Genomic DNA, 20,015 nt, shown 5'->3' on the forward strand with positions numbered 1-20,015 from the left:
GGCAGAAGGTCGTGAGCCGGCGGGCGGTCGCGAACCGGCGGGCGGCGGTGTGGGGTGGAAGATCTCCATGGCGGGCTCAGCGGCGGACGGCGCCACGGACGGTACGCGGTCGACGCAGGGCCAGCACCGCGACGATCAGTCCGGTGATGGTGAGCGCCGCACCGCCGGGCAGCAGCAGTTTGCCGGTCATGCCGCCGGAGCCGCCGCCGAAGCCGGTGGCCGGCCCTCGGCTCGGGTGTTCCGGCACCTTCTTGACCACCTGGAGCATCGTCGAGGCGGTCTCGCCGTCGCGGCACTCCAACTTGACCCGGTAGTTGCCGGGGCGGGTGCGCTCGCGCACCATCGGTGCGGCGGTGAGGACGCCGCGCTGCGGTTGGACGCCGATCGCACCGAAGGCGTCGGAGACGACAGTGGCGCCCACCGAGTTGTCCCGGCAACTGGCCCGGATGCCGACGAGGTAGCCGGGCTGCACAGTGCTGGGGGTCACCTCGACGAACACGTCGACCGGAGACGGCGGCTGGGGCGCGGACACCGGCAGTCCAGCCGGCTGGGACGCGTCCGGCCCGGGAGCCGCATACGCGGGGGCGGCGGCCAGCAGGGGGCCGGCGAGCACTGTCACCACGGCCAGGATCACGCCGCCACGGGTCACTGTCACGATGCCCCCTCTCGACGCGCTAGGACCGCGCCGGGCAGCGGACCGCCCGGCCTGCCGTACCAGATGGATCCTCTCACTCCCGGTCGCACATCACATCCGATCCGCCGACGGCGTCGCGTACCCTCGGGTGGTTGTGACCGCCACCGACCATGATCCCGCCGCAGTTCCGCCCGTGGGCCACATCCGCACCTTCCACCCCCGTCGTGGCCGGATGAGCGGCCGGCAGACCGACGCGCTCGACCGGCTCTGGTCCCGGTACGGCCTGGACGTGTCGGACGCGTCCGTCGACCTCGCGCAACTGTTCGGCCGCCGGGCACCTGTGGTGTTGGAGATCGGCTCGGGCATGGGGGACAGCACCGCCGCGATGGCCGCCGCTGACCCGGGTCGAGATTATCTGGCGGTCGAGGTGCACACGCCGGGAATCGCGAACCTGCTCGACCTGGTGGAGCGCGGTGACCTGGACAATGTGCGAATCGCGCGGGGCGATGCGTTGGACCTGGTCAGGGGCCTGCCCGAGGGTGCGCTGGCCGCTGTGCACGTCTATTTCCCGGACCCGTGGCCCAAGGCCCGCCACCACAAGCGGCGGATCATCCAGCCGGCGCACGTGGCACTGCTGCGCTCCCGTCTGGCGCCGGGTGGCACGCTGCACTGCGCGACCGACTGGGCCGAGTACGCCGAGGCGATGCGGGAGACCCTGGACGCTGACCCGGAGCTGGTGGACGCGTACGGCGGTTTCGCACCTCGTCCGGCCCACCGGCCGGTGACGAAGTTCGAACGGCGGGCGATCACCGCCGGGCGGCCGGTCGCCGACCTGATCTACCGGCGCCGGTGAGACGAAGGCCGGTTGGCGCCGGAGGGCATGATCCAGGCACCATGGACGGGATATGACGCTCACCGCCGCGCTGCCGACAAGCGCCGACCCCGACACCCTCTTCGACGCGTTCGCCGGCTGGGCGAAGGATCGCGGCCTCGACCTCTATCCCCATCAGGAGGAGGCGGTCATCGAGATCGTCTCCGGCGCCAACCTGATCATGAACACGCCCACCGGCTCCGGTAAGAGCCTGGTGGCGGTCGCCGCGCACTTCGCCGCCCTCGCCGACAGCCGGACGACCTTCTACACCGCGCCCATCAAGGCCCTGGTGTCGGAGAAGTTCTTCGCGCTGTGCGAGGTCTTCGGCGCCGAGAACGTCGGCATGCTCACCGGCGACGCGAGTGTCAACGCCGACGCCCCGATCATCTGCTGCACCGCGGAGATCCTTGCCAATCTGGCGCTGCGCGAGGGCGACCGGGCCGACGTCGGCCAGGTGATCATGGACGAGTTCCACTTCTACGCCGAGCCCGACCGGGGCTGGGCGTGGCAGGTGCCGATCATCGAGCTGCCGCAGGCGCAGTTCATCCTGATGTCGGCCACCCTGGGGGACACCACCCGGTTCGTCGACGACCTGACCCGGCGTACCGGGCGGCCGACCGCCGTCGTCCGCTCGGCCGAGCGGCCGGTCCCGCTGATCTTCTCGTACGCGATGACGCCGCTGCACGAGACGCTCGAAGAGCTGCTGGAGACCAAGCAGGCCCCGGTGTACGTCGTGCACTTCACCCAGGCCGCCGCGCTGGAGCGCGCGCAGGCGCTGATGAGCGTCAACGTCTGCACCCGCGCCGAGAAGGACATGATCGCGAGCGCGATCGGTGGCTTCCGGTTCACCTCGGGCTTCGGCAAGACGCTGTCCCGGCTGGTCCGGCACGGCATCGGCGTGCACCACGCCGGCATGCTGCCCAAGTACCGCCGGCTCGTGGAGACCCTCGCCCAGGCCGGCCTACTCAAGGTCATCTGCGGCACCGACACGCTCGGCGTCGGCATCAACGTGCCGATCCGCACGGTGCTGTTCACCGGCCTGTCCAAGTACGACGGGGTACGCACCCGGCTGCTCAAGAACCGGGAGTTCCACCAGATCGCCGGGCGGGCCGGGCGGGCCGGCTACGACACCATCGGCCGGGTCGTGGTGCAGGCACCCGAGCACGTCATCGACAACGAGAAGGCCCTCGCGAAGGCCGGCGACGACCCGAAGAAGCGCCGCAAGGTGGTCCGCAAGAAGCCGCCGGAGGGCTCGATCGGCTGGGGCCAGCCCACCTTCGACAGGCTGGTCGAGGCCGAGCCGGAGCCGCTGACGTCCAGCTTCCAGGTCAGCCACTCGATGCTGCTCAACGTCATCGGCCGCCCCGGGGACGCGTTCACCGCCATGCGGCACCTGCTCACCGACAACCACGAGGAGCCCGCCGCCAAGCGCCGGCACATCCGCCGGGCCATCGCCATCTACCGGGCCCTGCGCGCCGGTGGAGTTGTCGAGGAGCTGCCCGAGCCGGACGAGACGGGCCGGCGGATCCGACTCACCGTCGACCTCCAGCTCGACTTCGCCCTCAACCAGCCGCTCTCCCCCCTCGCCCTGGCCACCATCGAGTTGCTCGACGCCGAGTCCCCGTCGTACGCCCTGGACGTGCTCAGCGTCATCGAGTCGATCCTCGACGACCCCCGGCAGATCCTCTCCGCGCAGCAGTTCAAGGCGCGCGGCGAGGCGGTGGCCGCCATGAAGGCCGAGGGCATCGAGTACGAGGCCCGCCTCGAACTGCTCGACGAGGTGACCTACCCCAAGCCGCTCGCCGAACTGCTGGGAGCCGCGTACGAGATGTACCGGCAGGGGCACCCCTGGGTCGCCGACCACGAACTCTCCCCCAAGGCCGTCGTCCGCGACATGTACGAGCGGGCAATGACCTTCACCGAGTACGTCCAGTTCTACGGGCTGACCCGCTCGGAAGGGCTGGTCCTGCGCTACCTGGCCGACGCGTACAAGACGCTGCGCCAGACCGTCCCCGAGGATGCCAAGACCGAGGAACTGATCGACCTCATCGAGTGGCTCGGCGAACTGGTGCGCCAGGTCGACTCCAGCCTCATCGACGAGTGGGAACGGCTGCGCAACCCGTCGGACGTGGCCGAGGTGGCCCAGGCGCACGCCGCCCTCACCGACCGGCCACCGGCGGTCACCCGCAACGCGCGGGCGTTCCGGGTGCTGGTGCGCAACGCGCTGTTCCGCCGCGTCGAGCTGGCCGCGCTGCGCCGCTGGGACCTGCTCGCCGAACTGGACGCCGGCGACGGCTGGGACTACGACGCGTGGGCCGACGCGCTGGGGCCGTACTTCGAGGCGTACGACTCGATCGGCATCGGTCCGGACGCCCGGGGGCCGGCGCTGCTGATGATCGAGCAGGGCCGGGAGCGCTGGAAGATCCGGCAGATCTTCGACGACCCCGACGGCGACCACGACTGGGGCATCAGCGCGGAGGTCGACCTGGTCGCGTCCGACGAGGTCGGTGCCGCGGTCATCCGGGTCACCGACGTCGGCCAGCTCTGACGTCCACCGTCACCGGGTCTGGGCGGCGGCCTTGATCCGGCGTACGGCCTCGGCGGCGCCCTGGTTCCACGGGGTGCCGTGGCCGGGGAGGATCCAGGTGGCCCGCAGGTCCTCGATGCGGGCGAGCGAGGCGAGCGCCCGCGCCGGGTCGTCGGTGAACGGCGCCGGCTGCGGACCCGGCTGGCCGGTCAGCACGTGTCGGGTGGTGAGTGCGTCGCCGACGAACACGGCGTCGGCGACCGGCACGTGCACGGCGACGCTGCCCGGCGAGTGGCCGGGCATGCCGATGATGCGGGGAGCGCCGGGCAGGTCGAGCACCTGACCGTCCTGCACGGCGATCACCTCGGTGAGGTAGGTCGTGCGCAGCCCGCCCTTGCGGCCCGCGTACCAGATGAAACCTGCCGTCGCCCCGACCTTGAACGTCCCGAAGGGCGCCTTGGACTTGACCTCGCCGCGGGCCCGGGCGGCGTCCGCTTCGTGCACGTAGACCGGTACTCCGTGGTCGCGCCGGAGCCGTTCGGCGAAACCGATGTGGTCGGTGTCGCCGTGGGTGAGGATCAGACCCTTGACGTCGGCGAGCGAGCGGCCCATGGCGGACAGCTCCGCGACGAGGTCGGACCAGTGGCCGGCGAGGCCGGCGTCCACGACTGTCACGCCCTCCTCGGTGTCGATCAGGTAGGCGGCGACGATGTCGTTGCCGATGCGGTGCAGGTGTGGTCCGAGCTTCATGGCTTCCTCCAGGTGTGGCGTCCCGCTCTGATGGCTACGATACATAGCCATCATGCCTAAGCGCCATAGCTATCATGGGTGACGGTCGTCGCCCACCTGGAAGGACCACCACATGCCCACCCCCGACCGGACGTCCCTCGCCGACATCGTCACGGCCGCCCGCCAGATCCTGGAGGCCGAAGGGCTCCCACGCCTGACCATGCAGGCGGTCGCCGAGCGGGTCGGCGTACGCGCCCCCTCGCTGTACAAGCGGGTCCGCAACCGCGACGACCTGATCCGGCTCGTCGCCGAGGCCATCGTCCGCGACTTCGGTGAGCGGCTCAGCGCCGTCGCCGGCAGCGGCGACCCGGGCCGGGACCTCGCCGAACTGGCCCGCGCTTTCCGCGCGTTCGCCCACGCCCAACCGGCCGGCTACCACCTGATGTTCAGCAACGGCCCCGCCGAGACCCGCCCCAGCCTCGAAAGCCTGACCCTGGCCAGCGCACCAGCGCTCCGCGTCGCCGCCGACCTCGCCGGACCCGAGCACGCGCTGGCGGGCGCCCGCATGCTCACCGCCTGGGCCAACGGCTTCGTCAGCATGGAACTCGCCGGCGCCTTCAACCTCGGCGGCGATCTCGACGAGGCGTTCGAGTTCGGCATCGACCGCCTGACCGCAGCCCTGGCTAACCTGCCCCGAACGACCTGACCACCGCGCCTCCCCGACTGCCGGCCGGCCTCACCCGCGGGGCGGCGCCGTCGACGCGCGCACGACGACCTCGGTGGGCAGGATCAGCGTCGTACGGGTGAGGGCCGGCCGCAGCAGCATGCGGACGGCCTCGGCGCCCTTGCGGGCGTGCGGCTGCCGCACTGTCGTCAGGGCCGGCGTGGCGGCCGCCGCTTCCGGTACGTCGTCGAACCCGACGACGGAGAGCCGATCGGGGACCCCGATGCCACGGCGGGTCGCCTCGGCGACGACGCCGAGCGCCAACCTGTCGCTCATCGCCAGGATCGCCGTGGGCGGCTCGGCGAGATCCAGCAGAGGTGCTGCCGCGGCGGCACCGTCGGCCTCCTCGACCCCGCGGGCCGCCACGACGACGACACGGCCACCATCGGCGAGTACGGGCGCGAGGGTGTCCCGGTAGCCGTCGAGGCGGGCGCGGTTGGCGACGTACCCGGTGGGGGCGTCGAGACCGGCGGGCACCAGAGTCGTCTCCGAGCGCCGGGCCAGGGCGAAGCTGATCACGCCGACGCGGCGGTGGCCCAGGTCGACCAGGTGAGCTGCCGCGGAGCGGGCGGCGGCCCGGTCGTCGATGCCGACGTACGGCTCCCCCGGCGCCACCGGGGCGTCGAGCCCGACGACCGGCAGGCGGCGGGCGCGCAGCAGCTCGCGCCGCTCGGGCTCCAGCGGGTCGCAGAAGGCGACGAAGCCGTCCACCAGAGCATTGGGAACGATGTCCGGAAGGCCCGGCTCGGCGCGGGGAACCAGCACCAGCGAGGAGCCGTGCTCGCCGCAGATGCGGGCCACTCCGGCCGTGGTCAGTCGCGCCGCCGGGTCCTCGAAGAGGTACTGCAGGGGCTCGTGGATGATCAGCCCGACGGCACCGGTCCGCCCACTGCGAAACGTGTTCGACAGCGGGTCAGGACCCGGGTAGCCGAGGGCCTGTGCGGCGTCGAGGATCCGGTCGCGCAGCTCGCGACTGAGCTGGTCGGGCCTGTTGAACGCATTGCTCACAGTGGCCTGACTGACGCCTACCGCCTTCGCGACGTCTCGCATCCGCGGGGGTGGAACGTTGCTCATCTCGGAGACTCCACTGCGTTGTGCCGGCTCTCTGATACGTATAAGTTAGCCCCATGGGCGTCGATGTGGCGGACGGTGTGCGCGGCCGCACGAGCAGCGACTGGCTCGTTCCCGCGTCCGCGTTCGCGGTCAACGGCGCACTCTACGGCAGCCTGCTCACCCGCTATCCCGAGATCGCCGACCGGGTGTCCGCCAGCGAGACCCAGTTCGGTGTGGTGCTCTTCGCGGCGGCGATCGGTGGGCTGCTCGGGTCGCTTGTCGCTCCCCTGCTCGCCCGCGCGGTCGGTGAACGATCGGCCACCCTGCTCGCCGGCGCGGGCTACGCGCTGCTGGCTGTGGGTGTGGCGTGGGCGCCCCAACTGATCCTGCTCGGCGGGGCCCTGCTCCTGCTGGGTGTTCTCGACGGCGCGCACGACGTGGTGATGAACGCTTTCGCGGTCCGGGTGCAGCAGCACCGCGCCACGACACTGATGGGCCGGATGCACGCCACCTGGTCACTGTCCCTGGCCGGAGCGGGTGTGCTGGGCACGATCGCCGCCGGGCTCCGGGTGCCGGTCGCCCTGCACGTCGGCATCGCCGCCGCGATCGCGCTTGTCGTCCAGGTGGCGATCGCCATCAGCCGCAGAGGCGTGGTGGCCGGCGGCCCACCCGCACCGGCATCGACCGGCAAACCGGCGCAGCCGCGACGGTCGAGAGGTCGCCTGCGGTACGTACTGCCGGTGTTGGGTCTGGCGGCGGTGGCCGCGAGTTACGTGGAGAGCCCTGGGCAGGAGTGGACCGGGCTCCTGCTCAGCCGCGGCTTCGACGCGACACCGCAGGTGGCGGCGGCGGCGCCGGTCCTCTTCGGCGCTGGCCTGCTCGCCTCCCGCCTGCTCCTGGACGCGGCGGTGGCCCGCATCGGTCAGGCGAGGGTCGCCACTGTCAGCGGCGCCACGATGATGGCGGCGGTCGGCGCCGGTCTGCTGTCGACGCTCGCGGGCGCGCCGGCGTGGTGGGCGCTGGCCGCGGTGGCGGTGGCCGGATTCGGAGCCGGGCCGGCCTTCCCCCTGCTGTTCGGCGCGGCGGACCACCTCAGCGTGCGGCACGGCATCGCTCCTGCCCGCACCGCGTCCATGGTGTCGGCGCTGTCCCGCGTCGGTGCGATCTCGGCGCCGATCGTGGTGGGGCCGCTGACCGACGCGTTCGGCATGGGGATGGTCTTCGCGATCATGGCGGTCGGTGCCGCACTGGTGCTGGGCGCGCTGCCCCGGGCGGTCCGGTGACCAGGCCGCCGATACGCAATCGTCAACGGGCACGGCGACAGGAGGTTCGGTGATGCGGTACACGCGGCTCGGCTCCACTGGGCTTTCCGTCTCCCGGCTCTGCCTGGGCGGGATGAGCTTCGGCGAGCCGCACCGGGGAGCCGACTCGTGGACACTGCCCGAGCAGGAGAGCCGAGAGGTGATCCGCCGGGCACTGGACGCGGGCATCACCTTCTTCGACACGGCGAACGTCTATTCCGATGGCTCCAGCGAGGAGATCCTCGGCCGCGCCCTTGGCGAGTACGCGCGTCGCGACGACGTCGTCATCGCCACCAAGGTCTTCGGCCCGATGGGGCCGGGGCCCAACCAGCGCGGATTGTCCCGCAAGGCGATCCTCGCCGAGTTGGACAACAGCCTGCGCCGGCTCCGGACGGACTATGTGGACCTGTATCAGATCCACCGCTGGGATCCGGAGACCCCGATCGAGGAGACGCTGGAGACCCTGCACGACGTCGTCCGCGCCGGCAAGGTCCGCTATCTGGGCGCTTCCTCGATGCACGCCTGGCAGTTCGCCACGGCGTTGCAGGTCGCCGAGCGGCACGGCTGGACCAGGTTCGTGAGCATGCAGAACTACCACAACCTGATCTACCGCGAGGAGGAGCGGGAGATGCTTCCGCTCTGCCGGGACCGAGGGATCGGCACCCTTCCGTGGAGTCCGCTGGCCCGGGGCAAGCTGGCCCGCGACTGGACGGCGAGCACCCCCCGCACCGCCGACGACGCCTTCGGGCACAGCCTGTACGCCCGGACCGAGAAGTCGGACAGGGCGGTTGCGGCACAGCTCGCCGAGGTCGCCGAAAGGCGAGGGGCGCCCCGGGCGCAGGTGGCGCTCGCGTGGTTGCTGCGTCAGCCCGTGGTGAGCGCACCGATCCTCGGCGTGACGAACGTGGGGCAGCTCGACGAGGCGCTGGGCGCGCTCGATGTCGTGCTCTCGTCGGACGAGGTCGCCCAGCTTGAGCGGTGCTACGAGCCGCACGCCGTGGTGGCCCTGGACTGACCCTCGGGTCGTCCTGCCCACTTCGTGACGGGCGTGATCAATTGCAAGAATGCGGCCATAGTCAACACGTCATGTTTCGACTGAATGACACAGTCGTGTCGCCCGAAAGACACCCTCGATAGGTCGTGGGAATTGCATTGAATTGATGTGACCCAGATCACGGTTTAGGAAATAAACAGCTGCTCCATCAATGGTCATTACGGCTGGAGACTTGACGCCTCTGGCGCTGTGTGGAAATCTCAGGTACAGGAAGAGATCCGCCAATATCTATTACCGGGGGATTCCATGGACTGTAGCGCTACCGGGCGGTGACGCGCTCGCGGTAGGCGTTCTGGCGGCAGGTGGACCGCCTCCACAATCGCACTGAAGATCTGTTTATCGACGAGCTGTGCGCAATTGGCACGGCTGATCCGGCGCGCATTCTGCCCACTAAATGGTGACAGAATCGCAGGCTTCACCCTGCCCGGAATGCATTCCTCGAAAGCCTCGAAGACCTGGCGCACCACAAAGGAGGGATTTCGTTGACCGCAAGCATCACGTACCTCGACGCGTTACCACCGGATCGTCACCCCAATCTGGTGGACGACGGATTCGAGTTGCCGTACCGGCTCTCCCGGATCGCCCAGTTGTCAAACGATGTGCGCGCACATCTGCTCAAGATGATCCATCTCGCCGGATCCGGCCACGTCGGTTCGTCGCTCTCCTGCGTCGACCTGGTCAGTGTGCTCAAGTTCGACCAGATGGACGCCTCCGGAAAGGACGTCTTCGTCCTGTCCAAGGGGCACGCCGCACCGACCTGGTACGCCGCCCTGATGGTCGCGGGCGAGCTCGACCCGGCGGAAATCGGCACCCTGCGCCGGATCGACAGCCGGCTCCAGGGGCACCCCGACCGCACCCGGCTCGACCTCGTGGCGGTGAGCACCGGGGCTCTCGGCCAGGGGCTGTCGGTCGCCCTGGGACGCGCCCAGGCGCGACGCCTGCGGGGGGCGGACTCCTTCGTCTACTGCCTCGTCGGCGACGGCGAGCTTCAGGAAGGGCAGATGTGGGAGGCCCTCATGTACGCCGGGGCCCGGGGCCTGGCCAACGTGGTGCTGATCGTCGACTACAACCGCAGTCAGAACGACGGAACGCTCGAAGAGATCATGCCTCTGCATCCGCTACCGGAGAAGCTGCGGTCGTTCCACTGGCACGTCCAGGAGGTCAACGGCCACTCCCACCTGGCGATCCGGGACGCCGTCGCCAACGCGCGGGAGAACTGGATGCAGCCCTCCGTGATCATCGCGCACACCCGTAAGGGCTATCTGGGCCCGGGGCAGATCCTGCTGAACGGCTCACACAGCGGCGCCCTGACACCTGAGGTGTACGAGGACGCCATCAGCTACCTGGGGCAGGTGAGCGTGTGAAGGCGACACGCGACTGGTTCGGGGACGCCCTGGTGGACGTCGCCGCCGACCACGAGAACGTCCTGGTCGTCAACTGCGACCTCGCCTCGGCGACCAAGACGACCAGGTTCAAGCAGACCTTTCCCGAACGGTTCTTCGAGATCGGCATCGCCGAGGCCAACGCCATCGGCGTCGCTGCCGGGCTGGCGCAGGAGGGGTACCGGCCGTTCATCGCCAGCTTCGGCCACTTCCTGACCGGCAAGTTCCTGGAGATCTTCCAGTCGGTGGGGCTCAACAACGCGGGCGTCGTGCTCGTCGGCACGCACGCCGGGCTCGCCATCGGCAAGGACGGCCCCACCCAGATGGGCCTGCGCGACCTGGCCCTGATGCGCAGCCTGCCCAACGTGGAGGTGCTCCAGCCCGCCGACGGGGTGGAGACCCGCGCCATGCTGGCGTACGCCGTGACCCACGATCGTCCCATCTACCTGCGGTTGTGCCGGCAACCGCAGCGCGAGGTGCACGACCAGGACTACCAGTTCCGTCCCGGGCATCCCGACGTCGTCAGCCACGGCACCGAGGTCGCCGTCGTGACCATGGGCGCGATGGTGCCCGTGGTGCTCGACGCTGTCGAACTGCTCGCCCCGACCGGGCTGCGACCCACAGTCGTGAACGCCTCGTCCCTGCCCCTGGACGTGCCGGCCACCGGCGACCTGCTCCGGCAGTACCGGCACGTCCTGGTCTTCGAGGACCACTTCATCCGTGGTGGCCTGATCGACGAGATCGGCCGCATCGTGCTGGGTCTCGACAGGCACATCAGGTTCCACGCCTGGGGAGTCGACGACTACGGGCAGGCCGGATCCCCTGAGGAACTCTACGAACGCTACGAACTGGACGCGCCGGGTGTGGCCAGCCGGATCCGGGCCGTGACCGGCGCCAACACCCCCGAGATCGGAGGCAGCAAGCAATGACGAGAGCCGACCAGCCGAAGAACCTCGCCCACGACCTCGACCACGCCCCCTACCTCTTCGTCGAGCACGAACTCGCGCCCGGGGCCGTTTCGCCGTACCGGCACCACCCCGGGGACCACCGCAGCTTCATCGTCATCGGCGGCCGGGTCCGCCTCGAGTCGCGGCACGCCGACGGCAGCGGGCACCGTGAGTACGGCTACCTGCGGGGCTGGCACGCCGAGCCGGGCGCGACCTACCGTTTCGCCCAGGTCGGCGTCGAGCCGGCAGTGGTCGTGGAAGCCGGATCGCAGACCGGGCCGGTTCACGAGTCCTGGGACGTAGCGCCCTCCGGTGCGGCCGAGACCGCCCGCTGCCGCGACGTGGACGTCTACCGCGTCGACAAGCCGTGGGGGCACGAGGTCTGGTACACCAACAACCTCGACGGCGTCCCGTACGCCCTCAAGCAGATCCACATGACGGCCGGCCACCAGTCGTCGTTGCAGTCGCACCAGCAGAAGGTGGAGACCAACTACGTCGTCGACGGCCAGGCGACAGTCCTCAACGGCACTCCGGCCCCCCACGACACCGACGCCGTCATCGACACCGACGCCCTCCCCCGCGCCGTGCACTCCCGCAGGTCCGGCTGGTCGTCGGCGGCGAACGTCCTGCACCGGGTGATCGCCGAATCGGACTACACCTCCGTCGAGGTCTCCACCCCGGAGCTCGACGACGTCATCAGGTGGGCCGACGACACCAACCGTGGCAACGGTCGCATCGAGGTCGAGCACGCGGGAGCGCGGGTATGAGCATCGACGACGACATCCGGCTGTACCTGGCGGAGAAGCGGGCCATCATCGACCAGTTCCCGGTCGACGCTGTGGCGGCGGCCGCGGAGATGCTGTTCCGCACGTACGACGAGGGCGGCACCGTCTACGCGATGGGCAACGGCGGCAACGCCGGCACCCTCGACCACGCCTACTGCGACTTCAAGCACCACCCGTTCGTCTCCGAGGACAAGAGCCGCCCGGTGTCGTCGGCGGTGCGGCGACTCACCTTCGTCAACCTGTGCGGTTCGTCAGCGGAGCTGAGCGGGCTTGTCAACGACCTCGGTCCGGACAACATGTTCGCCGCGTCGCTCGAACCGTTCGCCACCGAACGCGACCTGGTGATGGCGTACAGCGGAAGCGGTAACTCCCCAAATGTCGTACGCGCGCTGGAGGCCGCGGCGAAGGCCGGGGCGCGCACCTTCGCGATGACCAAGGGCGACGGCGGTCGCTGCCGGACGCTCGCCGACGTGTGCCTCGTCGTGCCGGGCACCTCCCGGTTTCCCGGGCAGACCGGCAGCAACGACAACAACTTCCACTTCGAGGACGCGATGCTCTCGGTCAACCACATCCTGGTCGGCCTCCTCAAGCAGCGTGTCGGTCAGGAAGCAGCCGACCGCGTCCAGGTGGCCGGATAACAGAACGGGGATGGTCCGATGCTGACGATCAACCCGGTCCGGTCGAGACCCGTGCTCACCTCTCTCGAACGGCTCATCGGCCCGCAGCGGTCCGACCGGCTCCGGAAGGCCGCCGCGGAGATCCAGGACAGGCTGCGGGGCGGCACCCTCTGGCACGTCAACTCCACCCCGACCGGCGGTGGGGTGGCCGAGATGCTGCGCACCCTGCTGCCCCTCTACGACGAGTTGGGCGTCCGGTCCCGGTGGGCGGTGGTGAGCGGCGACGACGCGTTCTTCCGGATCACCAAGCGGCTCGGCGTGGCGCTCTACGGCAGCGACGGCGACGGGGGGCCGCTCGGCCCTGCTGAGCGTGAGGCGTACCTGCACGCCCTCGCCCCGGCCGCCGACCGCCTCGTCGAACACGTCGACCGCCGCGACGTGGTCATCCTCCACGACCACCAGACCGCGGGCATGGCCCCGTTGCTGGCGGACCGGGTCGCGTCGGTGCACTGGCGCTGCCACGTCGGTGTCGACGAGCCCACCGACGCCTCGGAACGCGGGTGGGAGTTCCTCGCCGAACTGCTGGACGCCGCCGACTCGTTGATCTTCTCGGTGGCCGACCACGTTCCGGCCCGACTGCGCCACCGGCCGGTACGGATCCAGCCACCGTTCATCTCGCCGTTCGACGCCAAGAACGTCGACCTTCCGGCCGACGCCGTCCGCGCGTGTCTGGCGCAGTGCGGTCTGGACCCGAACGGCGAGCCGGCGAGATCGCCACTGTCGGTGGAGACGGCTGCGGGGGGCGTCCGACTCCTGTCGACGCCGACCGTGATCTCCGACGGTGGTCGCCAGCTCGGCGAACCGCTGATCACCCAGGTGTCACGGTGGGACCGGCTCAAGGACATGGCAGGTGTCCTCACCGCCGTCACCGACCACGTACCGGTCGGGCACCTGGCCCTTGTGGGCCCGGACCCGGAAGCCATCGCCGACGACGTCGAGCAGGGCTTCTGGTACGCGGACTGCCTGGACCGGTGGCGGAAGCTGCCACCGGCGCAGCGCCGGCGGGTGAGCCTGGTCAGCCTGCCCATGGCGGATCAGACGGAGAACGCGCTGCTGGTCAACGCGATCCAGCGGGCCTCCGACGTGGTGGTGCAGAAGAGCCTCGCCGAGGGGTTCGGGCTCACCGTGGCGGAGGCGATGTGGAAGTCGCGGGTGGTGGTGGGCAGCGCTGTCGGCGGCATCCGGGCCCAGATCACCGACGGGGTCGACGGTTACCTGCTGACCGACCCGGCGGACCTGCGCGGTCTGGGCCGCATCATCACTACCACCCTGAGCGGCGCGGTGGACCGCCAGGAGATCGGTGTACGGGCGCACCAGCGGGTGCGGGACGACTTCCTCCCCGACCGGGAGGTGACGACGACGGCGTCGATGCTGGCGCCAGAGAGGATGGTGACGCGATGAGCACCAGCAAGCGAGGACTCGACCCGGAACAGGTCGCGGCGTTCCGCACCGACGGATACGTCATCGGCGACGGACTTCTCAAGCCGGACGCCTTTCTCGCGCTGAAGGACCACTTCGAGCGCAAGCTCGCGGCGCTGCCCGAGGGCGACCGGCCCGAGGACATGGACGTTCCACACTTCACCGACCCGGAACTGTTCCGGTGGCTGTTCGACCCGGACGTACTCGACGTGGTCGAGAGCGTGCTCGGGCCGGACATCGCTTTGTTCACGTCGCACTTCTTCTGCAAGCCTGCGGGCGACGGCAAGAGCGTCCCGTGGCACACCGACGGATACTTCTGGCGGGAGATGATCGAGCCCGCGGGCCAGGCCATGACGATCTGGCTGGCGATCGACCCGTCCACACTGGAGAACGGGTGCATGAAGGTCATCCCCGGCAGCCACGTCAGCGGTGAGGGCAGCTACCGGCGGGTGACCGACGACACCAGTGTCTTCGACGAGGAGTTGGACCAGAGTCGCATCGACGCCAGCCAGGCGGTCCCGGTGCAGCTGCAACCCAACCAGTTCAGCATCCACTCGGGCGGCCTCGTGCACAGCAGCGAGGTGAACCGCAGCGCGATGCGGCGGTGCGGTTTCACCATGCGGTACATCAGCACGAGCGTCCGTTTCAACCACGACGGGGTGGGCCACAAGCACCAGATCTTCCTGGCCCGCGGCAAGGACCGCGCCGGTAACACCTACGCCGATCCGAGCCGGGCGTACCCCGAGCTGGTGCAGACGCGGGGCGGCGGTCAGCGGTTCGTCGGCGCCGAGCGCTGACCACTGATCAGCACGACGGCCCGCCCCCTGTGGCGGGACCGGGTCCGGGCGCCCCGGCTCCCCCGGGGGCCCCGGACCCGGACGCGACGTGCGTGAACGGACAACCTCAGTGTCCGGTCCACGTGAAGGTGGCACTAATCGTCGCGCGTGAGCAGTTGCGGTGCCAACTAGGCGCGGACGGCGGAAGCGTTTCCGTCCAGGTTTAGTTGGCACCTTCTTGCCGGCGGTGTGCAAAGAGGACCGCTCCTGGAAGGCTCTCGTCGAGGCCGAGCAGCATCTGAGCCTTGACCGTGAATCCGGCATCGCGCAGCCAGGTCGCCATCCGGTCCGGCTGACGGCGGTGCACGTAGACCTTCATCGGATGACCGCCGTAGCCTTCCGTCTTCAGCCGTGACTCATCTCCGACGTGAAAGCCGAGCAACAGAGGTCCATCGGGACGCAGCACCCGCCGAAAGTGGCTAAGAACCGCCGGGATCTCGTCGTCGGGGATGTGGATCAACGACCAGAAGGCGAGCAGGGCAGTGATCGAGGCGTCAGCGAGTTGTAGGTCCGTCATCGAACCCACCTCGAACCGCAGGTCGGGGTGCTCCCGCCGAGCGATGTCGATCATCGCGGGTGACAAATCGACGCCGAAGGCATCGACGCCCAGCTTATGCAGGTGGGCAGTGACATGGCCTGGTCCGCAGCCCACGTCCGCCACCGGGCCACCGCCGGCGGCGTGGACCAGATCGGCGAACAACGCCAACGCCGCGAGCAGATAGGGCTCCCCAGCCAAAGCCACCCGTGTGTAGTCGGAGTAACTGTCGGCGACCGTGTCGTAGGAGATCCGGATGTCTGCCAACCAGTCGCCCGCTCGCCTGCTCCGTGACCCAGAAGTGCCGCCGCCTTCCAACCGCGTTCCGGTATCCGTCATCGTTCGGCTCCTCCTCGTGAACTGGTGCGGACGCGTAGGTCTCGGAAGCCGCGCACGCTACCAGTTTCCAAGCCAACTTCGGTGAACCGAGCACCCACCTTCGAGGTTTGACACCGCCCTGGCCGTCACCAGCTACAGCGAGACAGACGCCAGATGTCGGAGACCGGAGACCAGTGCCAACACAATCCGGACGGCGCCACCACTGGTGCCAACAACCGTGGACGGTGCCAGCTTCAAGTGGACCGGACACTCAGAGCGTCAGATTCATTGGGCAATGTCAGTGGCGTCGATTAGAATGTATGTACTAATCAAGGCTCCTGACCTGGGAGGACGCCCGTGACCGCGCCCGCCTCCACGCCCCTCACGCCCTACGCCACCCTGCTCGGCTTCACCCGCTACGTCGACCGCACCGGCCCCACCAAGGCCACCTTCGTGGGCGGGTTGCGCAAGCAGCGCGCCAGCCGCTCCGGCTTCAACCCGCACGGCCAGTTCGTCAAGGCGCTCAAGGCCGACATCGCCTTCCACACCGGCGGCACCCACCTGACGGGGGTGGTCGACGTGGTCAAGCCACGCTGGCGTCCGCTCTACCAGGCCCTGGTGCCCGGTGCCACCGCCTGGCTGCACTCGCTCGGCGACCCGGCCGCCATCGACCTCGCACAGACCCGCGACGCCCTGGCCATGCTGGGTGACCTCCCCGTCAAGATCAATCCCCATTTCGGCGTACGCCACAACGACGGTCGCGCCGAAGCGGTCCGCCTGCACTTCGACGAGGCACCACCGAGCGAGGAATCAATGCTCGCGACCCTGCACCTGATGGCCCGACACATGGACGCCGTTCTCCCGCACGCCGAGCCCGTCCTTGTCGACGTCCGGCGGGGTCAGGCCCACCGCATGCCCACCGACGCCAAGCCCGAGCAGATCGAACGCTGGCTGGCCGGCGAAGCAGCCGCCTTCCGCGCAATCTGGTCCACCGCCGCCTGACACCACCGACCCGCGCGACCCGCAATCGCCAAGATCCGCGCAACTTCAGGGATCCTGCTGCCTCCCGTCGTCGGGAGGCAGCAGGTCCGGCGAAGTTGCGCGGATCTTGGTCTGGCCGTTGCCGGTGGAGGTTATCCACAGGGACTGACCAGGGGCATGTCCGCCGGTCAAGGTGTCAACATGCCTGTACCCCCACGACGGCCGGCAGCATTGCAGGGCCGCGTCTTTCGCGGCTCCCGGATCGTCGCCCAAGGTCTGCTGACCCGCACGGAGTTGCGGAGCGCTGCGTGGCGTCCCCTGTTCCGGGATGTCTACGCGGACGCACAGATGACCCTCACGCACCACATCCGTTGTGCGGCGGCGGCCCGGTGGGTGCTGCCACCGGGCGTGCTGATCGCAGGCCGCAGCGCAGCGGCGCTCTACGGTGCGACGTCGATTGCCGACCATGAACCTCTCGACGTGCTCGTGCCCATTGGGCAGCGGTTCGGGCCGGTCTCGGGGCTCACCGTACACACCGGTGCGATCAGCGCCAGCGATGTCGGGGTCCGTTCCGGCGTCCCGCTGACCACGCCGACACGCACCTGCTGGGACCTGGCCCAGTGGCTCCCCACGCAGGAGGCGGTCGCCGTCGTCGATCGCCTCGCCGGCCTACACCTGGTGGCGCTCCCCCGGTTGCGTACGGACGCCAGGGCGCGAGTCGGCAGTCGAGGCTGGAAACGGATGCTGCGAGTGGCCGAGTTGGCCGATGCCGGCGCGGAGTCGGCCCAGGAGTCCCGGCTCCGGGTACGGATCGTCCTCGCCGGGCTTCCGGCGCCTGTCACCCAGTTCGTGGTCGAGCGCGACGGCCGGTTCGTGGCCCGCCTTGACCTGGCCTGGCCGCACCTGAAGGTCGCCGTCGAGTACGACGGCCTGTGGCACCGCGATCCGGAGCAGTTTCACCGCGATCGGCGCCGCCTCAACCGTCTGCTGGGTGAGGACTGGCTTGTTCTGCACATCACCGCCAAGCGGCTCCGGGAGGACTTCGACGGCTTCCTGACCGAGCTCCGCGCCGCCCTGCGCACCCGCCGTCGCTGACCCCTGGACACGCCATGATCCGCGCAACTTCTCGGATCCTGCTGTCTCACCAACTCGTGAGGCAGCACTTTCCCCGAAGTTGCGCGGATCTTGGGCCGGCAGGGCGCGGTGCGGTGCGGTGCGGTGCGGCGCGAATGCGGTGCGGTGCGGTGCGGTGCGAATGCGGTGCGGTGCAGGTTGGCTGGCTACGCGGCGGGGAGGTACTTGGCCAGGTCGTCGAGGATCTTGTTGGCGGCGCCGACGCCGATGCCGGTCATCCAGATCTCGTCGGAGACCGGGTACGCCTTGCCGGCCTTGACGGCGCCGAGGCCCTTCCACAGAGTGCCGCCGCCGACCTTGGCCTGCTCGGCCGCGGCCTTCTCGCCGTACGCGGTCACGAAGATGACGTCACCGTCGACCTCGTTGATCCGCTCGGGGCTGACCAGGTCGAAGCGCTTGTCCTCCTTGTTGGCGAGCATCTGCCGCTCGGGGCGGCCGAGGCCGGTGTCGCCGATGACGATGCCGGAGAAGGAGTCGGGGCCGTACACCCGGATGTTGCCCGGGATGAACCGCACGATGGACACCTTGCGGGCGGCGGGGTCGCCGAGGGTCGCACCGAAGTCCTTGGCCCGCTTCTCGTACGTGGCGAGGAGGTCCTTGGCCTGCTGCTCACGGCCGAGCGTCTTGCCGTCGAGGAGGAAGTTCTCCTTCCAGGTGATGCCCACCTTCTCGGTGAAGACGGTGGGCGCGATGGCGGCCAGCTCGTCGTAGAACTTCTCCTGGCGGAACTTGCTGCCCAGGATGAGGTCCGGCTTCAGCGCGTTGATCGCCTCCAGGTCGGGCTCGGTGAGGACCCCGACCTCCTTGATGCCGGTGAGCTTGTCCTCGCCGAAGTAGGTCGGCCAACTCTTGGCCTCACCGGCGGTGGCGGCGCCGATCGGTGTGATGCCCAGCGACAGCGCCGTGTCGATCTTGTCGGTGTCGAGCACCACGACGCGCTTGGGGTCCGCCGGCACCTTTGTGGTGCCCATGGCGTGGGTGATCTCCCGGGTCTCCGCGGTGGTGGAGTTGGCGACCGGGTCGCTCTCACCGCAGGCGGTGAGTCCGACGCTCAGGGCGGCGGCCGCGGCGAGAGCGGCGACGAGACGACGACGCATCAGAGTCCTTTCGAGGGGTGCGAGATGGCGAGCGGCTTGACCGCGTCGCCAGCGGGTCGGGCGTCCGTGGTGGACGCATCCGACAGATCGGGGTCGCCAGCAACGGCCGACGCGGCGGACGGAGCGGCAGTGGACCGCGCGGGTGGAGCGGCGGCCGGGGCGGTGCCGCCGGTGTGTGCGGGCACCACCAGGGGCGCGCCGGTGACCGGGCAGGGTACGACCACGCAGGCCAGCCCGAAGACGTCACGGACCAGGTCGGCTGTGAGGATCTCCCGGGGCGGTCCGACGGCCACCACCGCGCCATCGCGCATCGCGACCAGGTGGTCGGCGTAGCGGGCGGCCTGGTTGAGGTCGTGCAGCACGGCGACCACTGTGCGTCCGCGCTCGACGCGCAGCCGGTGCAGCAGGTCCAGCACCTCGACCTGGTGTGCCAGGTCGAGGAAGGTGGTGGGTTCGTCCAGCAGGAGGGCGTCGGTGTCCTGGGCGAGTGTCATGGCGATCCAGACCCGCTGCCGCTGGCCGCCGGAGAGGCTGTCCACCGGGCGGTCCGCGAGGTCCGCCACGTCGGCCAGGGCCATCGCCTCGTCGACCGCCGCGCCGTCCTCCGACGACCACTGCCGCCACCACCGCTGGTACGGCTGCCGGCCCCGCCCGACCAGGTCGGCAACCGTGACGCCCTCGGGCACGAGTGGGCTCTGCGGCAGCACACCGAGCCGGCGGGCGACCTCCCGGGTCGGTAGGTCGCGGATCGCCGTGCCGTCCAGCAGCACCGCGCCGCGCCGCGGGGTGAGCAGCCGGGCCATTGTGCGCAGCAGGGTGGACTTGCCGCACGCGTTGGGCCCGACGATGACGGTGAAGGCGTCGGTGGGCAGGTCCAGGTTGAGCCCGTCGAGCACGGTCCGCTCGTCGTAGCCTGCGACCAGGTCGCGGGTGGAGAGCATCGCACCACTCCTTCGAGGCGTCACGGTCTGTTGCGGCGTCACGGTGCCGTGCGACGTCACGGTGCTGTGC

Annotated in this window: 19 protein-coding genes; 13 read left to right on the forward strand and 6 right to left on the reverse strand. The window is 69.9% G+C overall.

Features of this window, described 5'->3' with window-relative positions; all coding sequences use genetic code 11:
• Positions 1-76 precede the first annotated feature (76 nt).
• On the reverse strand, positions 77-658 hold the full coding sequence (locus tag F4558_RS16580) for a hypothetical protein (protein ID WP_053653405.1): 582 nt from the start codon (positions 656-658) through the stop codon (positions 77-79).
• A gap of 130 nt (positions 659-788) precedes the next feature.
• Between F4558_RS16580 and trmB the strand changes: the two genes are divergently transcribed.
• The gene (trmB, locus tag F4558_RS16585) at positions 789-1,487 is read left to right on the forward strand and encodes a tRNA (guanosine(46)-N7)-methyltransferase TrmB (RefSeq protein ID WP_053653404.1); all 699 of its coding nucleotides are present in this window, start codon (positions 789-791) and stop codon (positions 1,485-1,487) included.
• Positions 1,488-1,539: 52 nt separating this feature from the next.
• Positions 1,540-4,053 (forward strand): DEAD/DEAH box helicase, encoded by a 2,514-nt coding sequence (locus F4558_RS16590; RefSeq protein WP_167945041.1) that lies wholly within the window; start codon positions 1,540-1,542, stop codon positions 4,051-4,053.
• 9 nt (positions 4,054-4,062) lie between these two features.
• On the opposite strand, the gene F4558_RS16595 is transcribed toward F4558_RS16590, so the two are convergent.
• Positions 4,063-4,782, reverse strand: coding sequence for an MBL fold metallo-hydrolase (locus F4558_RS16595; protein ID WP_167945043.1), 720 nt, complete (start codon positions 4,780-4,782; stop codon positions 4,063-4,065).
• Positions 4,783-4,894: 112 nt separating this feature from the next.
• Here F4558_RS16595 and F4558_RS16600 point away from each other — a divergent pair, with 112 nt between their 5' ends.
• A complete protein-coding gene (locus tag F4558_RS16600; protein ID WP_053653401.1) occupies positions 4,895-5,467 on the forward strand; it encodes a TetR/AcrR family transcriptional regulator in 573 nt (190 codons plus the stop codon).
• Between the two features lie 30 nt (positions 5,468-5,497).
• Here the strand turns inward: F4558_RS16600 and F4558_RS16605 are convergent, their stop codons facing one another.
• Positions 5,498-6,535 (reverse strand): LacI family DNA-binding transcriptional regulator, encoded by a 1,038-nt coding sequence (locus tag F4558_RS16605; RefSeq protein ID WP_053653400.1) that lies wholly within the window; start codon positions 6,533-6,535, stop codon positions 5,498-5,500.
• Positions 6,536-6,612: 77 nt separating this feature from the next.
• Here F4558_RS16605 and F4558_RS16610 point away from each other — a divergent pair, with 77 nt between their 5' ends.
• From F4558_RS16610 to F4558_RS16645, 8 genes are all read left to right on the forward strand, one after another.
• Entirely contained in the window at positions 6,613-7,821 is a 1,209-nt protein-coding gene (locus F4558_RS16610; RefSeq protein ID WP_167945045.1) for an MFS transporter, read from the forward strand.
• Positions 7,822-7,873: 52 nt separating this feature from the next.
• Positions 7,874-8,854 carry an aldo/keto reductase gene (locus F4558_RS16615; protein WP_167945047.1) on the forward strand — a complete coding sequence of 327 codons (981 nt, stop codon included), beginning with the start codon at positions 7,874-7,876 and terminating at the stop codon, positions 8,852-8,854.
• Positions 8,855-9,375: 521 nt separating this feature from the next.
• Complete coding sequence (locus tag F4558_RS16620; protein WP_167945049.1) at positions 9,376-10,257, forward strand: transketolase; 882 nt, start codon at positions 9,376-9,378, stop codon at positions 10,255-10,257.
• Positions 10,254-11,204 (forward strand): transketolase family protein, encoded by a 951-nt coding sequence (locus F4558_RS32200; RefSeq protein WP_053653396.1) that lies wholly within the window; start codon positions 10,254-10,256, stop codon positions 11,202-11,204. The genes F4558_RS16620 and F4558_RS32200 overlap by 4 nt, the downstream gene beginning before the upstream one ends.
• Entirely contained in the window at positions 11,201-11,989 is a 789-nt protein-coding gene (locus F4558_RS16630; RefSeq protein WP_167945051.1) for a cupin domain-containing protein, read from the forward strand. The genes F4558_RS32200 and F4558_RS16630 overlap by 4 nt, the downstream gene beginning before the upstream one ends.
• The gene (locus tag F4558_RS16635; protein ID WP_167945053.1) at positions 11,986-12,645 is read left to right on the forward strand and encodes a phosphoheptose isomerase family protein; all 660 of its coding nucleotides are present in this window, start codon (positions 11,986-11,988) and stop codon (positions 12,643-12,645) included. The genes F4558_RS16630 and F4558_RS16635 overlap by 4 nt, the downstream gene beginning before the upstream one ends.
• An 18-nt stretch (positions 12,646-12,663) precedes the next feature.
• Positions 12,664-14,085: a glycosyltransferase gene (locus tag F4558_RS16640; RefSeq protein ID WP_167945055.1), complete on the forward strand. Its 1,422-nt coding sequence runs from the start codon at positions 12,664-12,666 to the stop codon at positions 14,083-14,085.
• A complete protein-coding gene (locus F4558_RS16645; RefSeq protein WP_167945057.1) occupies positions 14,082-14,900 on the forward strand; it encodes a phytanoyl-CoA dioxygenase family protein in 819 nt (272 codons plus the stop codon). The genes F4558_RS16640 and F4558_RS16645 overlap by 4 nt, the downstream gene beginning before the upstream one ends.
• 202 nt (positions 14,901-15,102) lie before the next feature.
• Here the strand turns inward: F4558_RS16645 and F4558_RS16650 are convergent, their stop codons facing one another.
• Positions 15,103-15,813, reverse strand: a complete 711-nt coding sequence (locus tag F4558_RS16650; protein ID WP_209273317.1) for a class I SAM-dependent methyltransferase — start codon at positions 15,811-15,813, stop codon at positions 15,103-15,105.
• Positions 15,814-16,149: 336 nt separating this feature from the next.
• Here F4558_RS16650 and F4558_RS16655 point away from each other — a divergent pair, with 336 nt between their 5' ends.
• Positions 16,150-16,794, forward strand: a complete 645-nt coding sequence (locus F4558_RS16655) for a hypothetical protein (protein WP_167945058.1) — start codon at positions 16,150-16,152, stop codon at positions 16,792-16,794.
• 180 nt (positions 16,795-16,974) lie between these two features.
• Complete coding sequence (locus F4558_RS16660; protein ID WP_167945059.1) at positions 16,975-17,868, forward strand: hypothetical protein; 894 nt, start codon at positions 16,975-16,977, stop codon at positions 17,866-17,868.
• A 185-nt stretch (positions 17,869-18,053) separates the two neighbouring features.
• Here F4558_RS16660 and F4558_RS16665 read toward each other — a convergent pair whose 3' ends face one another.
• Positions 18,054-19,004 carry an ABC transporter substrate-binding protein gene (locus F4558_RS16665; protein ID WP_053653388.1) on the reverse strand — a complete coding sequence of 317 codons (951 nt, stop codon included), beginning with the start codon at positions 19,002-19,004 and terminating at the stop codon, positions 18,054-18,056.
• On the reverse strand, positions 19,004-19,945 hold the full coding sequence (locus F4558_RS16670; protein ID WP_167945060.1) for an ABC transporter ATP-binding protein: 942 nt from the start codon (positions 19,943-19,945) through the stop codon (positions 19,004-19,006). Before F4558_RS16670 ends, F4558_RS16665 begins: the two co-directional genes overlap by 1 nt.
• Positions 19,946-20,015: the final 70 nt, after the last annotated feature.

It is taken from the genome of Micromonospora profundi, assembly GCF_011927785.1.
Taxonomy (GTDB): Bacteria; Actinomycetota; Actinomycetes; order Mycobacteriales; family Micromonosporaceae; genus Micromonospora; species Micromonospora profundi.

Excerpts from the sequence above, each read along its gene's own strand:
- F4558_RS16645 (WP_167945057.1), top strand. The coding sequence starts at position 14,082 with ATGAGCACCAGCAAGCGAGGACTCGACCCGGAACAGGTCGCGGCGTTC.
- F4558_RS16660 (WP_167945059.1), top strand. The coding sequence starts at position 16,975 with ATGCCTGTACCCCCACGACGGCCGGCAGCATTGCAGGGCCGCGTCTTT.
- F4558_RS16595 (WP_167945043.1), bottom strand. The coding sequence starts at position 4,782 with ATGAAGCTCGGACCACACCTGCACCGCATCGGCAACGACATCGTCGCC.
- F4558_RS16590 (WP_167945041.1), top strand. The coding sequence starts at position 1,540 with ATGACGCTCACCGCCGCGCTGCCGACAAGCGCCGACCCCGACACCCTC.
- F4558_RS16610 (WP_167945045.1), top strand. The coding sequence starts at position 6,613 with ATGGGCGTCGATGTGGCGGACGGTGTGCGCGGCCGCACGAGCAGCGAC.
- F4558_RS16635 (WP_167945053.1), top strand. The coding sequence starts at position 11,986 with ATGAGCATCGACGACGACATCCGGCTGTACCTGGCGGAGAAGCGGGCC.
- F4558_RS16605 (WP_053653400.1), bottom strand. The coding sequence starts at position 6,535 with ATGCGAGACGTCGCGAAGGCGGTAGGCGTCAGTCAGGCCACTGTGAGC.
- F4558_RS16670 (WP_167945060.1), bottom strand. The coding sequence starts at position 19,945 with ATGCTCTCCACCCGCGACCTGGTCGCAGGCTACGACGAGCGGACCGTG.
- F4558_RS16650 (WP_209273317.1), bottom strand. The coding sequence starts at position 15,813 with ATGACGGATACCGGAACGCGGTTGGAAGGCGGCGGCACTTCTGGGTCA.
- F4558_RS16615 (WP_167945047.1), top strand. The coding sequence starts at position 7,874 with ATGCGGTACACGCGGCTCGGCTCCACTGGGCTTTCCGTCTCCCGGCTC.
- F4558_RS16640 (WP_167945055.1), top strand. The coding sequence starts at position 12,664 with ATGCTGACGATCAACCCGGTCCGGTCGAGACCCGTGCTCACCTCTCTC.
- F4558_RS16600 (WP_053653401.1), top strand. The coding sequence starts at position 4,895 with ATGCCCACCCCCGACCGGACGTCCCTCGCCGACATCGTCACGGCCGCC.
- F4558_RS16630 (WP_167945051.1), top strand. The coding sequence starts at position 11,201 with ATGACGAGAGCCGACCAGCCGAAGAACCTCGCCCACGACCTCGACCAC.
- F4558_RS16665 (WP_053653388.1), bottom strand. The coding sequence starts at position 19,004 with ATGCGTCGTCGTCTCGTCGCCGCTCTCGCCGCGGCCGCCGCCCTGAGC.